The organism is Betaproteobacteria bacterium (genome assembly GCA_009693245.1).
Classification (GTDB): domain Bacteria; phylum Pseudomonadota; class Gammaproteobacteria; order Burkholderiales; family SHXO01; genus SHXO01.
Map to the genome: position 1 here is coordinate 1 of SHXO01000047.1, position 24,456 is coordinate 24,456.

21 protein-coding genes and 1 pseudogene are annotated in these 24,456 nt (G+C 58.8%); 16 read left to right on the forward strand and 6 right to left on the reverse strand.

From position 1 onward, the window contains the following. Together EXR36_09240 and rsmA are read left to right on the forward strand one after the other, a co-directional pair. Positions 1 to 526, forward strand: a 526-nt coding sequence (locus EXR36_09240) for a molecular chaperone SurA (protein MSQ59803.1), incomplete at its 5' end; no start/stop codon positions are given. Between the two features lie 33 nt (positions 527 to 559). Then, a complete protein-coding gene (rsmA, locus tag EXR36_09245; GenBank protein ID MSQ59804.1) occupies positions 560 to 1,351 on the forward strand; it encodes a 16S rRNA (adenine(1518)-N(6)/adenine(1519)-N(6))-dimethyltransferase RsmA in 792 nt (263 codons plus the stop codon). Here rsmA and gloA read toward each other — a convergent pair. Continuing rightward, complete coding sequence (gene gloA / locus EXR36_09250; GenBank protein MSQ59805.1) at positions 1,332 to 1,718, reverse strand: lactoylglutathione lyase; 387 nt, start codon at positions 1,716 to 1,718, stop codon at positions 1,332 to 1,334. The two genes, rsmA and gloA, sit on opposite strands and share 20 nt — an antisense overlap. Before the next feature lie 11 nt (positions 1,719 to 1,729). Next, positions 1,730 to 1,915: a rubredoxin gene (locus EXR36_09255; GenBank protein MSQ59806.1), complete on the reverse strand. Its 186-nt coding sequence runs from the start codon at positions 1,913 to 1,915 to the stop codon at positions 1,730 to 1,732. 43 nt (positions 1,916 to 1,958) lie between these two features. Between EXR36_09255 and thiD the strand changes: the two genes are divergently transcribed. The 3 genes from thiD to hemL are packed head-to-tail and all read left to right on the forward strand — an operon-like array spanning position 1,959 to position 4,743. Further along, positions 1,959 to 2,807 carry a bifunctional hydroxymethylpyrimidine kinase/phosphomethylpyrimidine kinase gene (thiD, locus tag EXR36_09260; GenBank protein MSQ59807.1) on the forward strand — a complete coding sequence of 283 codons (849 nt, stop codon included), beginning with the start codon at positions 1,959 to 1,961 and terminating at the stop codon, positions 2,805 to 2,807. Next, positions 2,785 to 3,429, forward strand: a complete 645-nt coding sequence (locus tag EXR36_09265; protein ID MSQ59808.1) for a thiamine phosphate synthase — start codon at positions 2,785 to 2,787, stop codon at positions 3,427 to 3,429. The genes thiD and EXR36_09265 overlap by 23 nt, the downstream gene beginning before the upstream one ends. A 6-nt stretch (positions 3,430 to 3,435) precedes the next feature. Then, positions 3,436 to 4,743, forward strand: coding sequence for a glutamate-1-semialdehyde-2,1-aminomutase (gene hemL, locus EXR36_09270; protein MSQ59809.1), 1,308 nt, complete (start codon positions 3,436 to 3,438; stop codon positions 4,741 to 4,743). On the opposite strand, the gene EXR36_09275 is transcribed toward hemL, so the two are convergent. Beyond that, positions 4,727 to 5,332 (reverse strand): cytochrome c4, encoded by a 606-nt coding sequence (locus tag EXR36_09275; protein MSQ59810.1) that lies wholly within the window; start codon positions 5,330 to 5,332, stop codon positions 4,727 to 4,729. The two genes, hemL and EXR36_09275, sit on opposite strands and share 17 nt — an antisense overlap. 127 nt (positions 5,333 to 5,459) lie before the next feature. Here EXR36_09275 and EXR36_09280 point away from each other — a divergent pair, with 127 nt between their 5' ends. Next, complete coding sequence (locus EXR36_09280) at positions 5,460 to 6,101, forward strand: YihA family ribosome biogenesis GTP-binding protein (protein MSQ59811.1); 642 nt, start codon at positions 5,460 to 5,462, stop codon at positions 6,099 to 6,101. A gap of 203 nt (positions 6,102 to 6,304) precedes the next feature. Further along, on the forward strand, positions 6,305 to 7,312 hold the full coding sequence (gene hemB, locus EXR36_09285) for a porphobilinogen synthase (GenBank protein MSQ59812.1): 1,008 nt from the start codon (positions 6,305 to 6,307) through the stop codon (positions 7,310 to 7,312). Here hemB and EXR36_09290 read toward each other — a convergent pair. From EXR36_09290 to EXR36_09300, 3 genes are all read right to left on the reverse strand, one after another. Continuing rightward, positions 7,309 to 8,040 carry a hypothetical protein gene (locus EXR36_09290; protein MSQ59813.1) on the reverse strand — a complete coding sequence of 244 codons (732 nt, stop codon included), beginning with the start codon at positions 8,038 to 8,040 and terminating at the stop codon, positions 7,309 to 7,311. The genes hemB and EXR36_09290 overlap by 4 nt on opposite strands. Positions 8,041 to 8,138: 98 nt before the next feature. After that, positions 8,139 to 8,651, reverse strand: coding sequence for a hypothetical protein (locus EXR36_09295; GenBank protein MSQ59814.1), 513 nt, complete (start codon positions 8,649 to 8,651; stop codon positions 8,139 to 8,141). A gap of 23 nt (positions 8,652 to 8,674) precedes the next feature. Then, positions 8,675 to 11,002 (reverse strand): penicillin-binding protein 1A, encoded by a 2,328-nt coding sequence (locus EXR36_09300; GenBank protein MSQ59815.1) that lies wholly within the window; start codon positions 11,000 to 11,002, stop codon positions 8,675 to 8,677. A gap of 217 nt (positions 11,003 to 11,219) precedes the next feature. On the opposite strand from EXR36_09300, the gene EXR36_09305 reads away from it, so the two are divergent. From EXR36_09305 to EXR36_09345, 9 genes and pseudogenes are all read left to right on the forward strand, one after another. Continuing rightward, positions 11,220 to 12,254 carry a pilus assembly protein PilM gene (locus EXR36_09305; protein ID MSQ59816.1) on the forward strand — a complete coding sequence of 345 codons (1,035 nt, stop codon included), beginning with the start codon at positions 11,220 to 11,222 and terminating at the stop codon, positions 12,252 to 12,254. Continuing rightward, positions 12,251 to 12,875, forward strand: a pseudogene (locus EXR36_09310) (fimbrial protein). Before EXR36_09305 ends, EXR36_09310 begins: the two are co-directional and overlap by 4 nt. Positions 12,876 to 12,878: 3 nt before the next feature. Continuing rightward, positions 12,879 to 13,517 (forward strand): pilus assembly protein PilO, encoded by a 639-nt coding sequence (locus EXR36_09315; GenBank protein ID MSQ59817.1) that lies wholly within the window; start codon positions 12,879 to 12,881, stop codon positions 13,515 to 13,517. Positions 13,518 to 13,621: 104 nt separating this feature from the next. Continuing rightward, entirely contained in the window at positions 13,622 to 14,047 is a 426-nt protein-coding gene (locus tag EXR36_09320) for a pilus assembly protein PilP (protein MSQ59818.1), read from the forward strand. 23 nt (positions 14,048 to 14,070) lie between these two features. Beyond that, entirely contained in the window at positions 14,071 to 16,164 is a 2,094-nt protein-coding gene (locus EXR36_09325) for a type IV pilus secretin PilQ (protein MSQ59819.1), read from the forward strand. Positions 16,165 to 16,248: 84 nt separating this feature from the next. Further along, positions 16,249 to 16,857, forward strand: a complete 609-nt coding sequence (locus EXR36_09330; GenBank protein ID MSQ59820.1) for a shikimate kinase — start codon at positions 16,249 to 16,251, stop codon at positions 16,855 to 16,857. 1 nt (position 16,858) lies between these two features. Then, entirely contained in the window at positions 16,859 to 17,938 is a 1,080-nt protein-coding gene (locus EXR36_09335) for a 3-dehydroquinate synthase (protein MSQ59821.1), read from the forward strand. A gap of 213 nt (positions 17,939 to 18,151) precedes the next feature. Continuing rightward, positions 18,152 to 22,807: a glutamate synthase subunit alpha gene (locus EXR36_09340; protein MSQ59822.1), complete on the forward strand. Its 4,656-nt coding sequence runs from the start codon at positions 18,152 to 18,154 to the stop codon at positions 22,805 to 22,807. A 15-nt stretch (positions 22,808 to 22,822) separates the two neighbouring features. Then, positions 22,823 to 24,310 (forward strand): glutamate synthase subunit beta, encoded by a 1,488-nt coding sequence (locus EXR36_09345; protein ID MSQ59823.1) that lies wholly within the window; start codon positions 22,823 to 22,825, stop codon positions 24,308 to 24,310. The last annotated feature ends 146 nt before the right edge of the window (positions 24,311 to 24,456 follow it).

The following is a 24,456-nucleotide window of genomic DNA, read 5'->3' on the forward strand; positions in this document are numbered from 1 at the left end:
AGAAACGGCAGTTCCCTTCCGAAGTCCAGCTGGTTTTCACATCCTAAAACTGACCGACAAGCGCGGCGCCGGTACGCCTACTGTCGTGCGGCAAACCAAAGCTCGCCACATCTTGATTCGCTTGAATGAAATAGTTTCGGAAAACGATGCCTTGAGCCGGTTTAACGATCTCAAGGACCGCATCGAGAATAACGCGGATTTCGCTAGTTTGGCGCGCAATCATTCCGATGACGCCAGCGCTGCGAAAGGAGGCGAACTCGGATGGATTTCGCCGGGAGATACAGTGCCAGAGTTCGAGCGCGCCTTGAACGCGCTCAAACCTGGCGAAGTCAGTCAGCCCTTTCGCACACCCTTCGGATGGCACATCGTGCAGGTCACGGAGCGGCGCGACCAGGATATGTCGGAAGATCGCAACAAGATCCAAGCGCGCCAGGCCATACGGCTGCGCAAGTCCGACCAGCAATGGCAAGATTGGGTACGCTACCAGCGCGACAAAGCCTACGTCGAGTACCGGCTCAAGGATTGATGGAGGTTTAGCCTTCGCGCTCCAAATAGCGGTATGAATCACCGGCCACGCAAGCGCTTCGGGCAGCATTTTTTGCAGGACCGCGCGATCGTTGCGCGCATCGCCGATGCCATCGGTCCGAGGCCTGGCGAGACCATCGTGGAGGTAGGGCCAGGCACTGGCGTGCTCACTCAAGCCTTGCTGGAGCGCGGTGCCGTCGTGCAGGCGGTGGAAATCGACCGCGATTTGGCGGCGAGATTACGCGAGCGCTTTGCGAACCGGCCGTTAACCTTGCATGTAGGCGATGTGCTCAAGTTCGATCTGAGCACCTTCGGATCCGCGCCGCGTATCGCGGGAAATCTCCCCTACAACATCTCCACGCCGCTATTGTTTCAAATCGCCGCGCAGCTTCCCGGTCTCATGGACGGGCACTTCATGTTGCAAAAGGAAGTGGTGGACCGCATGGTTGCGCAACCCTCCACAAGCGAATACGGACGGCTATCGGTGATGATCCAATGCCGGTTCGCCGCCGAGAAACTCTTTGGCGTGCCGCCGGACGCCTTCGATCCTCCGCCCAAGGTCGAGTCCGCCGTGGTGCGCATTAAACCCTTGATACGTCCCGCGGCCATGATTGAAGACCCCGTCCTATTTGGCGAGCTGGTGACGCGCGCCTTTACCCAGCGGCGCAAGATGATCCGCAACGCGCTTGGAAGTTACCTTGCCGGGGCGCAGTGGAGCGCGGTCGCGCTCGATCCCGCGCTGCGGCCGGAAAATTTGAGCGTGGAAGATTACGCGCGAGCCGCCAATTACGTGGCGCGGCAACGCGCTAGCGCGATACCTGAATAAACTCGATCTTGTAACCGTCGGGGTCTTCCACGAATGCGATGACCGTGGTCCCGTGCTTCATCTGGCCTGCTTCGCGCGTCACCTTTCCGCCCCGCGCTCGCACGTCATCACAGGCCTTGTAAGCATCTTCGACTTCGAGCGCGATGTGCCCGTAGCCCGTGCCCAGATCGTATGTCTTTGTATCCCAGTTATGGGTGAGTTCGAGCACCGCCTGCTCGTCCTCCGAGCCGTATCCTACAAAGGCAAGGGTGAATTTTCCATCGGGATAATCCTTGCGCCGTAGCAACTTCATCCCCAGCACTTGTGTGTAGAAATCGAGGGAGCGTTGCAGATCTCCCACGCGAAGCATGGTGTGAAGTATTCTCATGCGTTCTCTCCTCAAATTTCCACGAGTTCGAAGTCCTCCTTGCGCGCACCGCATTCCGGGCAAACCCAGTTGACCGGAACGTCTTCCCAGAGTGTCCCCGCCTTGATGCCTTCCTCGGGGACTCCGGCGGCCTCATCGTAGATGTAACCGCAAATCACACACATATATGTCTTGGAAACTTGCACGCCGGACGTCATCGTCGTTCTATCGAGAATCAAGTAAACTCCGCATTTTATAGGAATGCCCGCCCGGGCAGAACAAGTGTCCGCTGCCCCGCCTCCTATTGTGTTGACCTTCGCCGCTTCGGATCCCAGTGGTGGCGCGGGAATCCAAGCCGATCTTCTAACCCTGTCCAGCATGGGCTGTCATGCGCTGAGCGTGTTGACTGCCATCGTGGTGCAAGACACCGTGGGCGTGGAAAGCATGTACATCGTGGATGCCGACTGGGTCTCGGACCAGGCTCGTTGCGTGTTGGAGGATATGCCAGTCGCGGCATTCAAGGTCGGCGTACTCGGCAGCGTTGACGTCATCGCGGCGGTCGCCGAGATAGTGTCCGATTATCCAGAGGTTCCCTTGATATTGGACCCGGTACTGGCCTCGGGCCGCGGGGATGAGTTGGCGAGCGAGGCGGTGATCACCGCCATGCGCGAGTTGCTCATTCCGCAAACCACGGTACTTACGCCAAACAGTTTGGAGTTGCGCCGCTTGGTGCAAAGCGAATTAGACGAAGAAGAAGCAAGCATCGAAGCTTGCTCGCAGCGCTTGTTGGAATTAGGTTGCGAGTATGTCCTGGTCACTGGTACCCACGAGAATACTCCGCAGGTCGTCAATCTTCTGTACTCGCGTGAAGGCCTGGTGCGCAGCGATACTTGGCAGCGCTTACCGGGCAGCTACCATGGTTCGGGGTGCACCTTGGCCTCCGCCATTGCGGCTACCATAGCCAATGGACTGGATGTGCCAGAAGCCGTGCGCGATGCTCAAGAATTCACTTGGCAAGCCTTGAACGGCGCCTACCGGCCAGGCATGGGGCAGATGATTCCCGACCGTTTGTTCTGGGCACGCGAGGATGCTGAAGGCCCATCCGATTAGGGGCTTGTACGCCATCACACCGGCCGTCGGTGACGAAGCGGATTATTTTCCGCGCATCGAACGAGCCCTGGCTGGAGGTGTGTCCTTGTTACAGTACCGAGACAAGACGGCGGATCGCGCGAGCGCACGCCGGCGCGCGCTCCGCCTACGCCAGCTTTGCGGGCGCTTTTGCGTCCCTTTGATCGTCAACGACGATGCCGAACTCGCCCGCGAAACGCAAGCCGCTGGCGTGCACTTGGGGCGAGAAGATCAAGACATCGCGCGCGCGCGCGCGCTGCTGGGCATGGACGCGATCATTGGCGTATCTTGTTACGATCGGATCGAGCGCGCTCGCGAGGCGCAAGCACAGGGCGCGAATTACGTGGCTTTCGGGAGCGTTTTTCCATCGCAAGTCAAGCCTGGGGCGGTGCGATCTTCGTTGAAGCTGATTCGCGAGGCGAGGGATGAAATGCGGATTCCCATCGTCGCCATAGGCGGCATAGACTTGGGAAATGCCGCTCGGGTGATCGAGGCGGGTGCGCATTGCATCGCGGTCATCACCGCATTATTTTCCGCGCCGGACACCGGCGAGCTGGCACGCGCCTTCGCGGGGCTTTTTTCTCCAGTGGCACACAGAGGATGATGGACCATGGTCTCTAAAAACCAATTACTGTTCGAGGCGTCCCAGCGAATCATTCCTGGCGGCGTGAATTCCCCCGTGCGGGCCTTTCGAGCCGTGGGAGGCACCCCCGTGTTTTTTGCCAAGGCCAGCGGATCGCGGTTTTGGGACGCGGACGGCAAATCCTATCTGGACTATGTCGGCTCATGGGGTCCTTTGATCGTGGGCCATGCTCACCCTGAAGTGATCGAGGCGGTGCGCAAGGCCGCCGAGTCTGGTCTTAGCTTCGGGGCCCCAACACAAGCCGAGCTCGAATTGGCGGAACTCCTCCAGCAGCATCTGCCTTCACTGGAGATGTTGCGCCTGGTGAGCTCCGGAACGGAAGCTACTATGACGGCGATCCGCTTGGCGAGAGGCTACACGGGCCGCAGCAAGATCATCAAATTCGAAGGTTGTTATCACGGCCATGCCGACGCCTTGCTGGTGAAGGCCGGGTCGGGCGCGCTGACCTTTGGCCAGCCTAGTTCCGCGGGTGTGCCGGCCGAGACGGCTGCTCACACGATCGTGCTCTCCTTCAATGATGCGGACGGTCTGAAAAAGGCCTTCGGCGAGCAAGGCAAGAGCATTGCCGCGGTCATCGTGGAGCCCGTTCCGGGAAACATGAATCTCATTCATCCCGCGCCTGGGTATTTGCAATTGATGCGAGAACTATGCACGCGCGACGGCGCAGTGTTGATCTTTGACGAGGTCATGACAGGATTCCGTGTGGCGCCACAGGGCGCCCAAGGCTTGTTTGGCATTCAACCTGACCTGACCACTCTGGGTAAAGTCGTCGGCGGGGGCATGCCGCTGGCTGCGTTCGGAGGGCGGCGCGAGATCATGCAGTGTATTGCGCCGCTCGGGCCGGTGTATCAAGCGGGAACCTTGTCAGGCAATCCCGTCGCGGTGGCCGCAGGCTTGGCCACATTACGCCTAATCGGCAAAGCCGGTTTTTTCGAAGACCTGTGCCGGCGCTGCCGTGCCTTGACGGATGGCGTCACGCAAGCCGCCGCGCAGGCCGGCGTTGCCTTTAGCGCGCAATCCGTGGGGGGCATGTTCGGAATGTACTTCAGCGCCAAGGCGCCCGAGAGCTACGCGCAGGTCATGCAAAGCGACCGCGAGAAATTCAATCGTTTTTTTCACCTAATGCTTGAAGAGGGAATATATCTAGCACCCTCGGCCTTCGAAGCGGGATTCGTTTCTTCCGCGCACTCGCAGGCCGATATCGAGGAAACTACCGCCGCCGCACGCCGCGCGTTCGGCAAACTCACGGCGCCAGCCGCTACTTCAGCGCGCTAATGTATTGGGCGACCGCTTCGATTTCCTTGTCCGTCATGCGCGCGGCGATGGCGCGCATCATGTTATTGGGATCGTTTGCGCGTTCGTTGCCTCGAAAGGCTTTCAGTTGGGCGGTGACGTATTCGGCGTGCTGGCCCGCCAAGCGCGGATATTGGGCGGGAATTCCCGCGCCGTTGGGAGAGTGACAACCGGCGCACGCCGCGACACCCGTGCCCGGATTCCCTCCGCGGTAGAGCTTACGTCCCATTTCCACGCCGTTGGCGTCCTTGGTGCCGGCCCCTTTTGGGGTCTGGGTGGAAAAATAAGCAGCGACATTCTTGATGTCCTCGTCGCTCAAGGGCGATACCATGCCGGCCATCACCGTGGTTTTTCGGTCCCCCGATTTGTAGTTCTTGATTTGCTTCACCAGATAGTCCGCGTGTTGGCCGGCAAGGTGGGGATTGATCCCAAGGAAACTATTACCATCCGGTCCGTGACAAGCCGCGCAAACCTGGGATGCGATTTGCTGTCCTTTTTGGAGGTCGCCTGCGGCGGCCAGCGCGCAATTTGCGAGGGCCAGCAACGATAGCCCCAGTATGCAAGGTTTCATCTCAACTCCGAAAAATTTAGTATCCGGTTGCACTTGCTCCCTGTACGGGCCAAGCGGCGCGAGACACGACACGCGAAAGTGCGTGAACAAGGGCGTGAATAAGAGAGTGAATTCTATCTTAAGTAAAATGAGCGCCACATACCTAGACGTGGAATTTGCCTTCGGTGCCGCGAAACTGGAGCAGCTTCCCCCGGACGAAGGGCCGGAAGTGGCGTTTGCGGGCCGCTCCAATTCGGGTAAGTCCACGGCCATCAACGCGTTGTGCAACCGCAAGCGGTTGGCCTTCGTGAGCAAAACACCGGGCCGCACCCAGCAGATCAATTTTTACCGGGTTGCCACGGGAGGTTTCCTCGTGGACTTGCCAGGCTATGGTTACGCAAAGGTAGCGGGCAGCCTACGTTCCACGTGGGGAAAGTTGTTGGGGACCTACGTTACCGAGCGGCGCCCGCTTCGCGGTATCGTGGTGATGATGGACAGCAGGCGGCCCTTCACCGATCTTGATCTTCAGCTACTGGAATGGATCCAGCAGTCACCAAGGCCGGTGCACATGTTGCTCACGAAGGCGGACAAACTTAACCGGCAGGAATGCAACCGGCTCCTGAACCAAGCCCGCGACCAGCTTGCGGCCATGCCTGGGTTCCACACCGTGCAGTTGTTTTCCGGAGCTAGCAAGCTAGGTGTGGAGGAGGCCCGCGCAAAGGTATTGCAGTGGCTATTGCCCGTTTCGGAGCCTGCCGAAATGGGATCGCCGGGCGTTATTGAGTCTTAGAATGACGGTCTCGTTGGGCAAAAAAAACCCCGGTCAAAGGGGAGATGCCGGGGTTAAGCCTTACTTGATTGAATCAGTTAAGGCCCCGCTCAGGGAGGAGAAGCGGGAGACGTTACCGTCTGCAAGATTAGTTTCCCAGCTGCTTGAAAAGTTCCGTTGCACCGCAATGGCTCATGCATGTACTCCCAATCGAAGAGGAAAAGATGAACATACTGAGTGCCTTCCCGCGCAAGAGAATGCGCCGTCTTCGCCGGGATAACTTCACACGCAGGCTGATTCGTGAGCACTCGCTCACGGCGAATGACTTCATATATCCCGTATTCATATTGGATGGCGAGGGGCATACGGAGCCAGTGGAGTCCATGCCCGGGGTGGAGAGAATGACCCTCGATAAGCTCTATCCTGTCGCCGAACGGTGTCTAGAGCTTAAAATCCCCTGTCTTGCACTATTCCCCGTGGTGGAGCGGAGTCTCAAATCCCCTGGCGCCGAAGAGGCATTCAATCCGAAAGGATTGGTTCCGCGCGCTATTGCTGGGCTAAAGCAGCGTTTTCCAGAGTTGGGGGTGATGACCGATGTCGCCCTGGACCCGTACGCCAGTCACGGCCAGGACGGTGTTACCGATGACAGCGGCTATGTGCTCAATGACGAAACCATAGAAATTCTCGTCAAGCAGGCCCTCGTGCATGCCCAAGCGGGGGTCGATATCCTCGCGCCTTCGGACATGATGGACGGCCGCATCGGCGCCCTACGCGGCGCACTCGACGAGCGCCGCCATATTCACACCCGTATTTTGGCCTATTCGGCTAAGTACGCCTCTAGTTTTTACGCGCCTTTCCGGGATGCCGTGGGTTCTAGCGCTGATCTCGGTAAGGGTAACAAATACAACTACCAGATGGATCCAGCCAATTCCGACGAAGCCCTGTGGGAAGTGGGGCTCGACTTGGACGAAGGGGCGGATATGGTAATGGTCAAGCCTGGGCTCCCCTACCTGGATATCGTCCGGCGTGTCAAAGACACCTACAAAGTACCCACCTTCGTATACCAAGTGAGCGGAGAGTATGCGATGCTCATGGCCGCCATCAAAAACGGATGGCTCAACGAGAAGGCATGTGTGCTGGAAACGCTTCTTGCCTTCAAACGCGCGGGCGCCGATGGTATTTTGACTTACTTCGCGCTCCCGGCGGCCCAGTGGATGAAAGAAGAACTTTAGCTATTCGCCGCCGCGGCGCGGCGCTCGCGTTCGAGTTGTAGCACGAAGCGCTGAATCACGGTTTCCTGGGAGCTGCGTAGTCCCATGAATTCGCAGCCGTACCTGCGCACTGAATTCTTGCTGTCCCGGCTTGGCGCGGAGGCGTGTTGAATCCGGATGGACACGTCCATGCTCCCGGCCTCGTGAAGATCTATCCGGCATGCCTTGTAGGTCTTTCCCGCGTCTAACTCCGGGTAATCGGCGGGCGCGGACAAGGCGATCCCCCCCAACCAGATATCCAGAACCTGGCAAGCCAATACCGATTTGTCAAGGAGCGGCACCGAGCAAGTGATAGGTCTTCTAAACGGGATGGACGCCCTGTAGTAGGCGCGCCGCTGCACCTTCAGAACGCGTTGCGGAAGATCTAAACGAATGGCTGCTTGCCCCGCAAGGCTGGTGAGTTCCGGGCTTTCGGATTTGAATGCAATACGCGCACCATCCATGGAGCCGTCCAAGGACAGGCTCTTGCCGGCTTCGATTCGCGCCTTGTCCTTGTCGTTCGCCGGCGCATCGAGCAGCAGATAATTCTTCTCTGCATGGACTTCCAGAACCACGGCGACAAAACTTATTCCCCCGGCTTCCATGCGTGCCGTCATGATGGTGCGCGACTTTTGCAAGGCGCTGAGCGTGTACGCGATATCGACCTTGGTGTTCAGCCAATAGGGGCTTTCGTCGCTGGAATTACTCATGGATGTTCCTGGTTCAACAATGCATCGAGGCTGGCGAGCGAGGCGCGTGCTAAGGGCCGGCCCTCGAAGCTCATGCGCGAAGGATGGCGTTCGTGATCCTAGGATAAAACACAAATCTCTATCACCGCCTCGTAGGTTTCGATATCGAATGCCGGTGCCATGAATTCCTGGCTGCCGACGAATAAGCGAATTTCCTTGGCGGAAAAAGGGACGCCTTTATCGAGCAGATACATCTCAACATCTTTCGCGCTGTCAGCATACAAATGTAACTGAATGCCGGAATGTTTGCCGATACTACCTGTCACGAGCCCCCCCACGAGCAGCGGCCGAAAATGCTCGAATAGCCGCATGCTATCGCGTGCTAGGGTACGAAGCGAAACCAAGCGGTCTTGGTGCTCACTGGCGTGATAAAGCGCCTGATAACGGATCAACGCACTTTCGATTTGCTCGTTAGTGGGGAGATTGCGCGAATCTGGAGAGCCCACCTGGCGCGCGGCCTTGCGTTTTGCCGCGCCAAAATCCGTGACGCCATCTTCGGCGATGATACGAGCCGCCTGATGCGCGATCCGCTCTCGCATTTGCTCGCGCGCGCCGCTGTCTCCACGTGCCATGATCGCTTGCCTTAGGTGCGTGTTCAGTAAAGTTCGCCTTGCTTGTCGTCCGAAGGTTTAGGCGTGATGCCCACGGCGTTTCCTGGCGCGCCATCGGCCTCCGGCGGAAGATTCTCATGATAGAAATAGTCCATGATGGAGCCTGTGCCTTGTTCTTCGTGTAATCCGGTATCCGGATTGACGCGCGCGACGACCACGCCATTGGGCATTGTCGGAAGCTCCTGGGGAATGTTCTTTAAAGCCGCGCCCATGTATGTGATCCAAATTGGCAACGCGGCCTGTGAACCGGTCTCGTTGGAGCCTAGGGAGCGGGGCGTATCGAAACCCATCCACGCCACGGCCGTTAAGCGTTTCTGAAAGCCGGCAAACCACGCATCCATCTGGTCGTTCGTCGTCCCGGTCTTGCCCGCGATGTCGCCGCGGCCCAGTTGTAGTGCGCGCGCGCCTGTTCCTCCGCGTATGACGTCTTGCATCATGCTAAACATCACGAAAGCATTGCGCGGGTCGATCGCTTGCGGAGCGCCACCGCCTGCACGCGCGGGTTGTGCGCGGCTCAATACCTTGCCCTCGGAATCCTCCACACGCGAGATAAAGAACGGGGAGACGCGGTACCCGCTATTGGCGAATACGGAATAGCCTGTCGCAAGCTCCAATGGCGTTACCGACCCCGCACCCAAGGCCATGGGTAAATAAGCCGGGTGATGCTTGGCGTCGAAGCCAAATCGCGTGATGTAGTCTTGAGCGTACTGCGTGCCGATAGCGCGAAGAATCCGGATGGAAACCAGATTTTTGGATTTAGTCAGCGCCACGCGCATGCGTATGGGACCATCGTAAGTGCCATCGAAATTCTTGGGCTCCCAGCTTGCCGAACCGGTCTCGGCCGAATCGAAACTCAAGGGGGCATCATTGATGATCGTGGCTGGCGTGAAGCCTTTCTCTAATGCCGCGGAGTAGATGAAGGGCTTGAAACTCGACCCGGGTTGCCGCTGGCTTTGAGTCACATGGTTGTATTTATTGCGCAAGTAGTCGAAGCCGCCGACGAGTGCGCGAATGGATCCGGACTCCGGATCCATGCCGACCAGACCCGCTTCCACCAAGGGAATCTGGGCCAACTCCCAAACTTCCTTTTCGTTCTTGCGAACCCGGATGAAAGCGCCCCGGCGAATTCTCTTGTTGGCGGACGCCTTATCGTTCAGGTACGGTTTTGCGAGCTTCAGGGCATCGGCGCCGATCTCGATGGTTTCGCCTCCTTTAAGGTACGCCTTGAGACTCTTGGGGTTTGCTTCGAGCACTAAAGCCACCCGTAGGTCATCGCTGTCTTCCCAGTCTTGCAGAAAGTCCTCCAAATCATCCTCGGCACTGTCTTGGGGTAATTCCTGAAATCCCTCGGCTCCGCGGTAGCCGTGCCTGCGATCATAGTCGAGTACTCCCTTGCGCACGGCCAAATAGGCGGCCTCTTGATGTTCCTTATTGAGGGTCGTGAACACTCGAATGCCGTGGGTGTAAGTCTTCTCGCGGTACTGATCGTAGACCGCTTGGCGGATCATCTCGTTGAAATGGTCGGCATGGGTGGAATCTCCAGACTGTTCTTTTCTAACCCGTAGCGGTTCAGCAACCGCCTGCTTATGCTGGGCTAGCGTGATGAACTTCAACTCCAGCATGCGGCGTAACACATAGTGCTGGCGCTGCGTGGCGCGTTGCCGGTTGACGACGGGATTGTATTTGGACGGAGCCTTGGGCAGCCCGGCCAGCATGGCCATTTCCGAAATACTCAAGTCCCTTAAATTCCTGCCGAAGTAGGCCTGGGCTGCGGCAGCGAAGCCATAGGCGCGTTGCCCGAGATAGATTTGATTGACATACAACTCGAGAATCTGGTCCTTGGCCAGGCTGTGTTCGATCTTGAAGGCGAGGAGCGCTTCGTTGAACTTGCGGCTAAAGGTCCTCTCGGAGCTCAGGAAAAAGTTTCGAGCTACTTGCATGGTAATGGTGCTGGCACCTTGCTTGGCTTCACCAGCCGTGAAATTAGCCAATACCGCTCTCAGGATGCCCACATAGTCGATGCCGCCATGTTCATAGAAACGTTCGTCCTCCGCCGCGATGATGGCTTGGCGCAAGGGCAGGGGAACCTCCTGGATGCGCACCACGGCACGGCGTTCTTCGCCAAATTCGCCTATCAGCAGCCCGTCGTCGCTAAAGATGCGCAGAGGAACCTTGGGACTGTACTGCGTGAGTGCCTCGAGGGACGGCAGCTTGGGATAAGCCAGGGCCACCGCGAACCCGACGAAAAAAACGGAGGCCAAGAGCAATGATCCTAGGCCGAGTGCGGGAACTAACCACCATCGATTGGGCATCTGGGGAGCTTTCAAGAATTCTTGTGGGTGGTGGGAGGTGCATTCTATCTTCGCAAACTTTTCCTGAAAACTTTAGCGCGGGCGCCGATATAGCGGCGATGATCTCTTAAACACACGGCGATCAAACCATCCCATGTTGACTGCGAGACTACCAGAAGCACTGAGATTCAACGGCGATGCCCTCGCCAATCTGTTCAAGCCCCAAACGCCTCCCATGATCGGGGTGGACATCAGTTCGTCCTCTGTCAAGATGGTCGAACTGGTGTCGGCTGGCAGAGGACGCTACCGCTTGGAGCGCTATGCGATCGAGGCGCTCCCCAAGGATGCCGTCGTGGATGGCAACGTCATGAACCTCGAGGTGGTGGGCGAAACCCTTCGGCGGGGCTGGAAGCGCATGGGCACTCGCGTGAAGAACGTGGCCATGGCACTGCCTTCGGCCCATGTCATTACCAAGAAAATCCTTGTCCCGGCCGGATTGCGCGAAGAGGATCTAGAGATTCAAGTGGAGAGCGAGGCGAATCAATACATCCCCTTCGCCTTGGAGGAAGTCAATCTCGACTTCCAGGTGCTTGGACCAAGCGCCACCAACCCCGAGGAAATGGAAGTGTTGATCGCCGCCTCCCGCAAGGAAAAGGTCGAGGACCGCGTGGCCTGCGCCGAAGTGAGCGGGCTCAAGGCGGTGGTGATGGACATCGACTCCTTCGCGGCGCAAAACGCCTTTGAAGTCATCCAGACCGCATTGCCTAATGGCGGCAAGGACCAAGTCATCGCCCTGGTCGATATTGGCGCTTCCTTGATGAACATTAACGTGTTACGCAACAACCAAAGCGTTTACATGCGCGAACAGCCTTTTGGAGGCAACCAGCTCACGCAGGAAATCCAGCGCCACTATAACCGCTCCTTGGAAGAAGCCGAGGCGGCCAAGCGCGGCGGCGGCCTTCCCGAGACCTACGAAGCAGAGGTCGTACAACCTTTCATGGAAACGTTGGCTTCGGAAGTGACCCGGGCCTTGCAATTTTTCTTTACCTCGACTCAGTACAGCGCGGTTCATCATATTTACTTGTCGGGCGGGTGCGCCACCTTGCCGGGCCTGGACGACGTAGTTTCCCGGCGCACCAATGTGACGACCCACATCGCCAACCCATTCTCCGCCATCGAGATCTCGCCAAAAATCAAGTCCCGCCAACTGGAACAGGACGCGCCCGCCTTGGTGGTCGCCTGTGGCTTGGCGCTAAGGAGATTCGAGCAATGATTCCCGTCAACCTACTGCGCGCACCGTGCGCAAAAACGGGCGGCGCAAAAAAAGCAGTTCATCGTCATGGCCGCGGCCATGGCCCTCATGGGTGTTGGCGTAGTGGTGCTCGTACACGGTTCCCTTTCCCAGAAAATCGATACGCAGCTGAGCCGAAACCAATATTTGGACAGCGAGATCGCGGCGCTCGACAAGCAAATAGACGAGATCAAGAAGCTCAAGGAGCAGACCCAATCCTTGCTCGCCCGCAAGAAGGTGGTGGAGGCTTTGCAGCCGAACCGAACGGAAGCGGTTCGCTTGTTGGATCAGTTGGTCCGGCAACCACCTGAAGGTTTGCACCTCAAGGCTATCAAGCAGTCGGGCGACATCGTCAACGTTCAAGGATATGCCACCTCCAACGCTAGCGTTTCCACGCTAATGCGTAACTTCGAGGCGTCCCCCTGGCTGGAAAGTCCTCAATTAGTGGAAATCAAAGCGAGCAAGCTTAACGACAGCCCGATCAGCGAGTTCAGCGTCAACGTCAAGATAACGCGAACGCACCAGGATGGTGGCGGAGACGCAAAAACAACGGCGAGCCGGCCGAGCGCACCGCCCGCCCCCTCCCATTCGAACAAGGGCTAAGTCATGACATTCGACGAACTTAACCGCCTAAATCCGAAAGAAATCGGCTCCTGGCCGGTTCTACCCAAGCTGGGTGCGTTGCTCGCGGTTTTTCTGCTTATCGTGGGCTGGGGTTACTGGTTCGACTGGGCTAACCAGTGGAACGAATTCACGTCCGCGCGCAACAAGGAAGCGGAACTGCGTGCTTCGTTCTTGGACAAGAAACGGCAAGACATAAACCTCGACGCCTATACCAAACAACTCAGGGATATCGAGCAATCCTTTGGAGCGATGCTCAAGCAGCTACCGAATAAAGCGGAAATGGAAGCCCTGCTCTCCGATATCAACCAAGCAGGCTTGGGCCGGGGATTGCAGTTCGATTTGTTCAGGCCGGCCGAGAAGGAAATCTTATACGATTTTTACGCCGAACTGCCCATCACCATCAAGGTTTCGGGGAATTATCACGACGTCGGGTTCTTTACCAGCGATGTTGCCCAATTGCCGAGGATCGTAACGCTAAACAATGTGTCCATGGTGACCGATAAAGAGGGCAGGTTGGTGATGGAAGCCGTTGCAAGGACTTTTCGTTACCTCGACGAAGAGGAAATGATGGCCCAACGCCAGGCGGCCAAGGACAAGACAGCGAAGAAGGGTACTAAGTGATACGAACCTTAGCGACAGCACTATGTAGCGTGCCATTTTTGGTGGCGTGCGGAAGCGGCGAATTTCAAGATCTCAAGGAATTCGTCAACCAAGAGGCTAGCGGGATGCGCGGGAAAGTCGAACCGCTTCCTCAGGTCGCCCCTTACGAGGCCTTTGCGTATAACGCCTTTGAACTGGCCAACCCCTTCGCCGCGCGCAAGAAGGAGGCTAACAAAGCCGCCACAGGCCTTGGGCCGCTGCCTGACACGGACCGCAAGCGCGAGGCGCTCGAGGCGTTTCCGCTCGAAAGTCTAAAGATGGTCGGCGTGCTGGAGCGGGGCAATCGCCATTGGGCGATTGTCAAGACGCCTGATCACAACCTCTACCGGGTACATCCAGGAAATTACGTGGGACAGAACTTCGGCAAGATCACGATGGTTACGGACAATGCGGTAACCATACAAGAACTCATTCAAGACACCACCACCGGAAGCTGGAGCGAGCGGACCAGCACGCTGCAATTACTCGAGCAAGAGGAGCCAAATAAATGACGTGCGATTCAGTGTCTCGCTTCATGGGATTTTTCCACGCGATGGCCGCTACCCTGGTGCTCGCTACCGCTGCGTATGCACAAGATGCGAAACCGGAGAACGCACTGCAGAGCATCGACGTGGAAACCCAAAACGGAAAGGTAGTCGTCAAGCTCAAACTCAAGCAGCCGCTACCGAGCGCCCCCGCGGGGTTTAGCCTGTCAAACCCGCCGAGGATAGCCTTCGACTTCCCAATAATGGTGAATGAGACTGGCCGCAGTTCTCAGGAAGTGAGCGAGGGCGACTTGCGATCCATACGCGTGGGCGAGGGCGGAAACCGGACACGGCTGGTGTTCAATCTGTCCCGGTCCATGGTCTACGATGCCAAGGTGGACGGCCAGAACGTCGTGATCACGCTGGCTGGAGGCAATGGCAAGGAAGCGGCCCGGTTTTCGGAAGCCAAGGCCGAAAAACAACCGCATTCCATCAAAAAACTGGACTTCAAGCGCGGCCGCAACAACGAGGGACAGGTCGTGATAGAGTTGTCGGACACTGGAACGGGGATCGACATCCGCCAACAAGGTAAGAACGTTATAGTCGATCTGCTGCAAACAGACCTCGCGAAAGCCCTGGAGAAGCGCTTCGATGTCACGGACTTTGGTACTCCCGTGGAGTACTTCGAGGCAACTTCCGTGGGCGAGCACACCCGCATCACCATTCACGGCAAGGGCAAGTGGGAGCAAGCGGCCTACCAAACCGATAAGCGGTTCGTCGTGGAGCTCAAGCCGTTTGTCGAAGGGGCGGGTAATCAACGCAAGACCGGCTTCACCGGAGAGAAGCTTTCGCTCAATTTCCAGAACGTCGAAGTGCGGGCCGTGTTGCAGGTCATCGCGGACTTCACGGGACTTAACATCGTCACCAGCGACACGGTTTCTGGAAACCTTACTTTGAGATTGAAGGAGGTCCCATGGGATCAAGCCCTCGACGTAGTCTTGACGGCGAAGGGTTTGGACATGCGCAAGAATGGCAATGTGGTCTGGATCGCCCCGCGTGACGAACTTGCGACGAAGGAAAAGCTGGCCTACGAGTCGCAAAGCCAGATTCAGGATCTCGAGCCTTTGCGCACGGAAAGTTTTCAGCTGAATTATCAAAAGGCCGAGGCATTTCAAAAGCTCATCACGGACGATAAACAAAGGGTGTTGACCAAGCGAGGCAGCGCGGTCGTGGACCTGCGTACCAACACGTTATTCGTCCAGGAAACCCCCAGCAAGCTTGAGGAAGTGCGCGATCTTATAAAGCAGATCGATGTCGCCGTCAGGCAAGTGCTGATCGAATCGAGGATAGTCGAAGCACAAGACACATTCGCTAGGAATATCGGTGCAAGGTTGGGAACTATCGATGTTGCCGCGCTTAGCGGAGGGGTTAATGGCGGGCGGATATCCGATGGCGTCCGGATCGTGGCGGGCGGCAGTGCGCGAAGCATGGGCGTAACCAACGGCTACGTCGAAGACTATAACATCAGCTTTTTCCCGGATTCCTTTAGCGTGAACATGCCCGCCGGAGGTATCAACGGCGTTTCGGCGGGCCAGTTTGGATTGAGTCTCTTCAATTCCGCGATGACTCGGTTCTTGAACCTGGAAGTGTCCGCGCTACAAGCTGACGGCAAGGGGAAAATCATCTCCAGTCCGCGCGTCATCACGGCTGATAACGTGGAAGCACTCATCGAACAAGGAACGGAGATTCCTTACCAGGTAGCGTCCAGCAGCGGCGCGACCGCCGTATCGTTTCGCAAGGCCACCCTAAGTCTCAAGGTCAAACCGCAGATCACGCCCGACGACAACGTCATCATGAAACTCGACGTTCACAAGGACAGCATTGGCCAGGACACGCGATCAGGGCCTTCGATCGATACAAAGCAGGTGCAAACCGAAGTGTTGGTGGAGAACGGTGGAACCGTCGGTATTGGCGGTATCTATACCCAAGACGAAGCCAAGAGCATCACAAAGATACCATTCCTAGGGGATATTCCGATCATCGGTTCTTTCTTCAAGAGCGAACATTCCCGCAACAACCGCACGGAACTCCTGATCTTCGTGACGCCCAAGATCATGCGCGACAACGTGACTACGCGGCAGTAGTTCACGTAGTAGCGCATCCGGCCCGCCAAGTTTAGCTTGGCGGGCCGTTGTCTTTGTGGGGGAGAGATTCGTTAGAATGCCGGCATGCGCAGGCCTTCTTATCCGTTTGCATCGCAATCCGCGTCTCAACCGAAGAGCTTTCCGCGGAACATTTTCCTCGTGGGCATGATGGGCGCGGGTAAGACCTCCGTGGGCCGTCTGCTGGCCAAGCGCTTGGGGAAGATGTTTCATGACTCTGACCAAACGATTGAATCGAGGACAGGCGTGAAGATCCCGGTGATCTTCGATGTGGAAGGCGAGGCGGGTTTTCGCCAAAGAGAGTGCGCCCTCATCGAGGAGCTATCGGCGCTGGAGGGGATCGTGCTGGCCACGGGCGGAGGTGCTGTTCTCAATGAGCATAACCGCGAATTCCTGCGCAGCCGCGGTGTCGTGGTTTACCTGCTGGCGTCGGTGCAGGATCTATGGAATCGTACGCGGCAGGACAAGAATAGGCCCTTGTTACGTACCGCCGATCCGCGTGCCAGTCTCGCCGAACTCCACACACAACGCGATCCTATTTATCGCGATCTTGCCCACGTAACCATCGATACGGGGCAGCAGAGTCTGCGATCGCTGGTCGAGCGCTTGGAGTACCGCCTGGCTGCCTCGCAGAGCGCGCCATCCGAGTCACAAGCGGGCATGCAGGGAACCTAAAGTGCGGACAATCCAAGTTGACCTGGGCGAGCGGGCATATCCCATCCTTGTGGGGGAGGATTTGCTGGCGGGCGATTACGTCCGGCGCCATCTGCCGCAGCCCCGGGTAGCCATCGTCACCAACCCCACGGTGGAGCGCTTATATTTCGATGCGCTCGCGCAGCCGCTCCAGGCCCAAGGCGTGGACGTGTTGAAAATCGTCGTCCCCGATGGCGAGGCCTACAAGACCTGGGAGACTCTCAACCTCGTATTCGACCAGTTGATTGCACACCGCTGCGAGCGCAAAACCACGCTGGTTGCCTTGGGCGGCGGGGTGATCGGAGACATTACCGGGTTCGCCGCGGCAAGTTACCAGCGCGGCGTGCCTTTCATCCAGATCCCGACCACGCTCCTGGCCCAGGTGGATTCCTCCGTGGGTGGCAAGACCGGCATCAATCACCCGCGCGGTAAAAACATGATCGGTGCCTTTTACCAGCCGCGCCTGGTGCTGGCCGATACCGCCACCTTGGCAACGCTTCCGGAGCGAGAAATGAAGGCCGGCCTGGCCGAAGTCATCAAATATGGCTTGATCTGGGACGCGCGATTTTTTTCCTGGTTGGAGGACAACCTCGGAGCCCTGCTCGCCAAGGACCGAATTGCCTTGGAACATGCCATCACGCGCTCGTGCGAGATCAAAGCCGAGGTGGTGAGGCAAGATGAGCGAGAAGCCGGTATTCGGGCCATCCTTAATCTGGGACACACCTTTGGTCATGCCATGGAGGCGGGCTTGGGCTTCGGGCACTGGCTGCACGGGGAGGCGGTTGCAGCCGGCATGGTCATGGCGGCCCGGCTTTCCCGCGCCATGGGCGATCTGGCCGATGCGGACCTTGATCGCATCTTGGGCATTCTCCGGCGCGCCGGGCTTCCCGTAGCGGGCCCCGCGCTGGGCGTTCCCCGCTATCTTGAACTGATGGGAATGGACAAGAAGGTCGAGGCCGGGAAACTCCGGCTGGTGCTCTACAAGGGGATCGGCGCGGCCCATGTGAGCGGCGATTTTCCCCGCCACCGCCTGGAAGCCGTCCTCGCCTCGCCCGGCTCATGAACACCCCTGGCTGGGCAACAAGTCCCGTCTCCGTATTGAAGGACCTCGCCTCGCCGGGTAGACTTGAAGGTTCCCGCTGCGTCATCACGAGGTGCTTGACCACGCGAGGTGCTTGACCACGGTCCGATCCATGGAAGTCCCTGGTTGGCGGCGGGTATAGACCAACTTCGTATTCCGCCAACGCGGCCCTGCCGTGAAGGCAGAGGTGCCACCATGACTCGATCGATGCCCCCTGAAGCGCAAGGGTTGTACGACCCGCGAAACGAACACGACGCCTGTGGCGTGGGTTTTGTCGCCCATATCAAGGGCAAGAAATCCCACGCCATCGTGGAGCACGGCCTCCAAATCCTGCGTAACCTCACCCATCGCGGCGCGGTGGGGGCGGATCCCTTGGCAGGCGATGGGGCTGGCATCCTGATCCAGATGCCGGACCAGTTCTTCCGCGCGGAAATGGCGAAGCAGGGCATGACCCTACCTCCTCTGGGCGAGTATGGGGTGGGCATCGTCTTCTTGCCGCAAGAACCCGCCTCGCGTATCGCCTGCGAGTATGAGATCGAGCGCGCCATCAAGGACGAAGGACAGACCCTCTTGGGCTGGCGCGACGTCCCGCGCGACAACGCGGGCCTGGGCGAGACGGTCAAGAGAATCGAGCCCGTGATTAGGCAGGTTTTCATAGGTCGCGGCGGCGGCGTCACGGTGACCGATGCCCTCGAGCGCAAGCTCTACATCATCCGCAAGGCTTCTGGCCACGCCATCCAGGCGCTCAATTTGGCCCATGGCAAGGAGTTCTATGTTCCTTCCATGTCGGCCCGCACGGTGGTCTACAAGGGCATGCTGCTGGCTCACCAGGTGGGTACCTACTATAGGGATCTGCAAGATTCTCGCGTGGTCTCGGCCTTGGCCCTGGTACACCAGCGCTTCTCCACCAACACTTTCCCAACTTGGGATCTGGCTCATCCGTTCCGCATGATCGCCCACAACGGCGAGATCAACACGCTGCGCGGTAACGTCAATTGGATTCGCGCCCGCCAAGGGGCCATATCGAGCCCCATCCTGGGGGACGACCTGAAAAAACTCTGGCCCCTGATCTACGACGGCCAATCGGATTCCGCTTCCTTCGACAATGCCCTCGAGCTGCTGGTGATGGGCGGATATTCCGTGGCCCACGCGGTGATGATGATGATTCCCGAGGCCTGGGAAGGCCACACTCTGATGGACGCCAACCGGCGCGCCTTCTACGAGTACCACGCGGCCATGATGGAACCCTGGGATGGCCCCGCCGCCATCGCCTTCACCGACGGCAAGCAGATCGGCGCCACCCTGGACCGCAACGGTTTGCGCCCGGCGCGCTACATCGTCACCGATAACGACTTGGTGGTGATGGGCTCGGAGTGCGGCTGTTTGCCCATTCCAGAAGAGCGAATCATCAAGAAGTGGCGCTTGCAGCCCGGCAAGATGTTCCTGGTGGACCTCGAAGCCGGCCGCATCATCGACGACATGGAATTGAAGGAAGCGCTGGCCAAGACCAAGCCCTACCGCGAGTGGATCGAACGCATCCGCATCAAGCTCGACGATATTCCCGCGAAGAACCACGCCATCGAGCCCTCGAAGGAAACGCTGCTCGACCGCCAGCAGGCCTTCGCCTATACCCAAGAGGACATCAAGTTCATCTTGACCCCCATGGGCAGCAACGGTGAGGAGCCCGTAGGTTCCATGGGCAACGACTCGCCGCTGGCGGTGCTCTCGGACAAAAACAAGACGCTCTATCACTACTTCAAGCAGTTGTTCGCCCAGGTGACCAACCCGGCTATCGACCCCATTCGCGAAGAACTGGTGATGTCCTTGGTGTCGTTCATCGGACCCAAGCCCAACTTGTTGGGTATCGATGAAGTCAACCCGCCGCTACGCCTGGAAGTGAGCCAGCCGGTGCTCGACTTCGAGCAGATGCAAACCATCCGCCACATCGAGTCCCACACCCAGGGCAAATTCAAATCCTACGAGTTGGATCTAACCTATCCAGTGGCCTGGGGCAAGGAAGCCATCGAGGCGCGGCTCGCCAGCCTGTGCGCGATGGCGGAGGACGCGGTGCGCATCGGTTACACCATCCTCATCCTTTCAGACCGCAAGACCGACCGCGAGCGCGTGGCTATTCCGGCGTTGCTGGCGGTGTCTTCCGTTCACCAGCACTTGGTCAATCGCGGCTTGCGCACTTCCACCGGCCTGGTGGTCGAAACCGGCTCGGCGCGCGAGGTGCACCACTTCGCCATGCTCGGCGGCTACGGTGCCGAAGCCGTGCATCCCTATCTCGCGTTCGAGACCGTGATGCAACTGGCGCAGAGCGGCAAGCTGGGCGATGTGGATGGCAAGAAAGCCTGCAAGAGTTTCGTCAAGGCGGTGGGCAAGGGCCTGCGCAAAGTGATGTCCAAGATGGGCATCTCCACCTACATGTCCTACACCGGCGCGCAAATATTCGAGGCGGTCGGTTTGTCGCGGGCGCTGGTGGACAAATACTTCGCGGGCACCACCTCCAACGTGGAAGGCATCGGCGTGTTCGAAGTGGCGGAAGAGGCCATACGCGTGCACAAGAATGCCTACGGCGCCGATCCTGTCCTGGCGCAGCAGTTGGAAACGGGTGGCGAGTACGCTTTCCGCGTGCGCGGCGAGGAGCATATGTGGACCCCGGACGCCATCGCGAAACTACAGCATTCCACGCGCCAAAACTCCTACGCCACCTACAAGGAGTACGCGCAGATCATCAACGACCAGAGCACGCGCCATATGACCTTGCGCGGGCTGTTCGAATTCAAATTCGATCCGGCCAAGGCGGCGCCCATCGAAGAGGTCGAACCCGCCGGCGACATCGTGAAACGCTTCGCCACGGGCGCCATGTCGCTGGGCTCCATCTCGACGGAGGCCCACACCACGCTGGCCATCGCCATGAACCGCATCGGTGGAAAATCGAACACTGGCGAAGGCGGCGAAGACCGGCAGCGTTATGCACCCGTCAAGGCCGGCGAAACGCTCGCCTCGCGCATCGGACACGACCGCATCGAGCGCGACCTAGAGTTGAAGGAAGGCGATCTGCTGAAATCCAAGATCAAGCAGGTGGCCTCTGGTCGTTTCGGTGTTACCGCTGAGTATTTAGCCAGTGCCGAGCAAATCCAGATCAAGGTGGCGCAAGGCGCCAAGCCAGGAGAAGGCGGGCAGTTGCCCGGAAAGAAAGTCTCCGAGTACATTGCCGAATTGCGCTACTCGACGCCTGGGGTGGAGCTTATCTCGCCGCCTCCGCATCACGACATCTATTCGATTGAAGATCTGGCGCAGTTGATTCACGACTTGAAGAACGCCAATCCCAAAGCTTCCATCAGCGTTAAGCTCGTGTCCGAAATCGGTGTGGGGACCGTCGCTGCGGGCGTGGCAAAAGCCAAGTCCGATCACGTGACCATCGCCGGCCACGACGGCGGAACCGGCGCCAGTCCGTGGAGTTCCATCAAGCACGCGGGCTCGCCCTGGGAGTTGGGGCTGGCGGAAACGCAGCAGACCCTCGTGCTGAACCGTTTGCGCGGCCGTATCGCGGTGCAGGTGGACGGACAATTGAAGACAGGGCGCGACGTTGCCATCGGCGCCATTTTGGGCGCCGACGAATTCGGCTTCGCCACCGCGCCGCTCGTGGTCACCGGTTGCATCATGATGCGCAAATGCCATCTCAACACCTGCCCCGTGGGCGTGGCGACGCAAGACCCGGTGCTGCGCAAGAAATTCCGCGGCCAGCCCGAGCACGTCATCAATTATTTCTTCTTCGTCGCGCAGGAACTGCGCGAGATCATGGCGCAACTGGGCGTTCGCACGCTGAACGAACTTATCGGACGCACGGATTTTCTCGACATGAAGAAGGGCGTCGAACACTGGAAGGCGAAGGGTTTGGATTTCGGCCGCATCTTCTACATGCCGAACATGCCCGCCGAGGTTTCTCGTTTCCACGACCAGGTGCAGGATCACGGCTTGGAGAGGGCGCTGGATCACCGCCTCATCGAACTGGCGCGCCCGGCCTTGGAGCGCAAGGAGAAAGTCATCATCGAAACGCCCATCCGCAACATCAACCGCACCGTGGGAACCATGCTCTCGGGCGAGATCGCGCAACGATACGGTCATGAGGGATTGCCGGACGAGACCATCCACGTGCGTTTGGCGGGTTCGGCCGGGCAAAGCTTCGGCGCGTTCCTCGCCAAGGGCGTGTGGCTGGATCTCATAGGCGAGACCAACGATTATTGCGGTAAGGGGCTGTCCGGCGGCCGCATCTCGGTGCAGCCTTCGGCCAAATTCCGTGGCGATGCCACCGACAACATGATCACGGGTAACGTCGTGCTCTATGGCGCCATCGCGGGCGAGGCCTATTTTCGCGGAGTGGCCGGCGAACGTTTTGCCGTACGCAACTCCGGCGTTCACGCCGTGGTGGAGGGCGTGGGCGATCACGGTTGCGAATACATGACGGGCGGTACCGTCGCGGTGCTGGGCATCACGGGGCGCAATTTCGCGGCCGGCATGTCTGGCGGCATCGCCTACGTATTGGATCTGGATAGCCAGTTCGAGAAGCGCTGCAACACCGCCATGGTGACGTTGGAGCCGCTACTGTCCACGAGCGAACAAGAAGCCAGGCTGTCGCGCGATTTGTGGCATGGGGGCGAGGCGGACGAGGTCGTCTTGCGGCGGCTCATCGAGAACCACGTTCGCTTTACCGGCAGTGTCTGGGGGAAAGAAATCGTGGACAAGTGGTCGCACTACAGCACGCGTTTTGTGAAGGTGTTTCCGAACGAGTACCGCCGCGCGCTCGGCGGGTTGGCCAGCAAGCACAGCAAGCTTGCCGCATAAGAAACTGGATAGGACATGGGAAAAGTAACGGGATTTCTGGAATATCAACGCCTGCAAGAGGCCGCGCAGGCCAAGGGCGAGAGGATCAAGCATTACCGCGAATTCGTCGGCCACCTCACGGATCAAGAAGCCGGCGTTCAGGGCGCGCGTTGCATGGATTGCGGCATTCCCTTCTGCATGAGCGGGTGCCCCGTCAACAACATCATCCCGGACTGGAACGATCTCGTTTACAAACAAAACTGGAAGGAAGCCCTCGACACGCTGCACTCCACCAATAATTTTCCGGAGTTCACGGGCCGGGTGTGCCCCGCGCCTTGCGAAGAGGCGTGCACGCTCAACATCAACAACGATCCGGTTGGCATCAAGTCCATCGAACACGCCATCATCGACAAGGGCTTCGAGAATGGATGGGTCACGCCCAGGATCGCCAGCATCAAGACGGGAAAGAAGATCGCCGTCGTGGGCTCTGGCCCCGCGGGTTTGGCCTGCGCGCAGCAATTGGCGCGCGCGGGCCATTCGGTGACGGTGTACGAGAAGAACGACCGCATCGGCGGGCTGCTGCGTTACGGCATCCCCGATTTCAAGATGGAGAAATGGCTCATAGACCGGCGCATGCAGCAGATGTCCATCGAAGGCGTCGAGTTCCGCACGAACGTATGCGTGGGAGATCTGGGAACCGTGAAGGGTGTGGGCAACAGCGCCACGCAGATCGTCTCCGTGCAAAAACTCAACGAGGATTACGATGCCGTGGTGCTCGCGGGCGGCGCCGAGTATCCGCGCGACCTGCCCATTCCCGGGCGCGAACTCGATGGCGTTTATTTCGCCATGGAATTTCTCCCTCTACAAAATAAGCGCGTCGCGGGCGATTCCGGCGTGCCCGGTCTGTGGGCCAAGGATAAGCACGTCATCGTTATCGGCGGTGGCGACACCGGCTCCGATTGCGTGGGCACCTCCAACCGCCACGGCGCCAAGTCCGTCACGCAATTCGAAGTGATGCCCCAGCCCCCAAAAATCGAACAAGGCAATCCGGTTTGGCCCTATTGGCCCATGAAATTGCGCACTTCGTCTTCGCACGAAGAAGGGGCGAAACGCGACTTCTCGGTTTCCACCAAACTCTTCATGGGCGAGGGCGGTAAGGTCAAGGCCCTCGTGGCCGCGCGCGTGGAGTGGAAGAAAGATCCTGCAAGCGGACAAATGAAGATGTCCGAAGTCGCGGGCAGCGAATGGGAAATGCCAGCGGACCTGGTGCTACTCGCCACGGGTTTCGTCAACCCCGTGCACCAAGGCATGCTCGACCAATTGGGCGTGGCCTACGATGCACGCGGTAATGTGAGCGCCAGCACCGAGGGCAAGGATAGCTACTACACCTCGCTTCCGAAAGTTTTCGCCGCGGGTGATATGCGCCGCGGCCAATCCTTGGTGGTGTGGGCCATTCGCGAGGGGCGCCAATGCGCGCGTTCCGTGGACGAGTTCCTGATGAGGCGTTCCGATCTCCCGCGCTAGCCGCGCCAACGAGGCGGGCGCGACCGGGACGCAGAAGCGCTCCATCTGCGCCCCCTCCCCCCTCCCCCCTCCAGCCTCCCTTCAATGAGCCGCCCAAAAAACGACACCATTCTGCGCGCATTGCTCCGCGAGCCGGTCCCGTACAC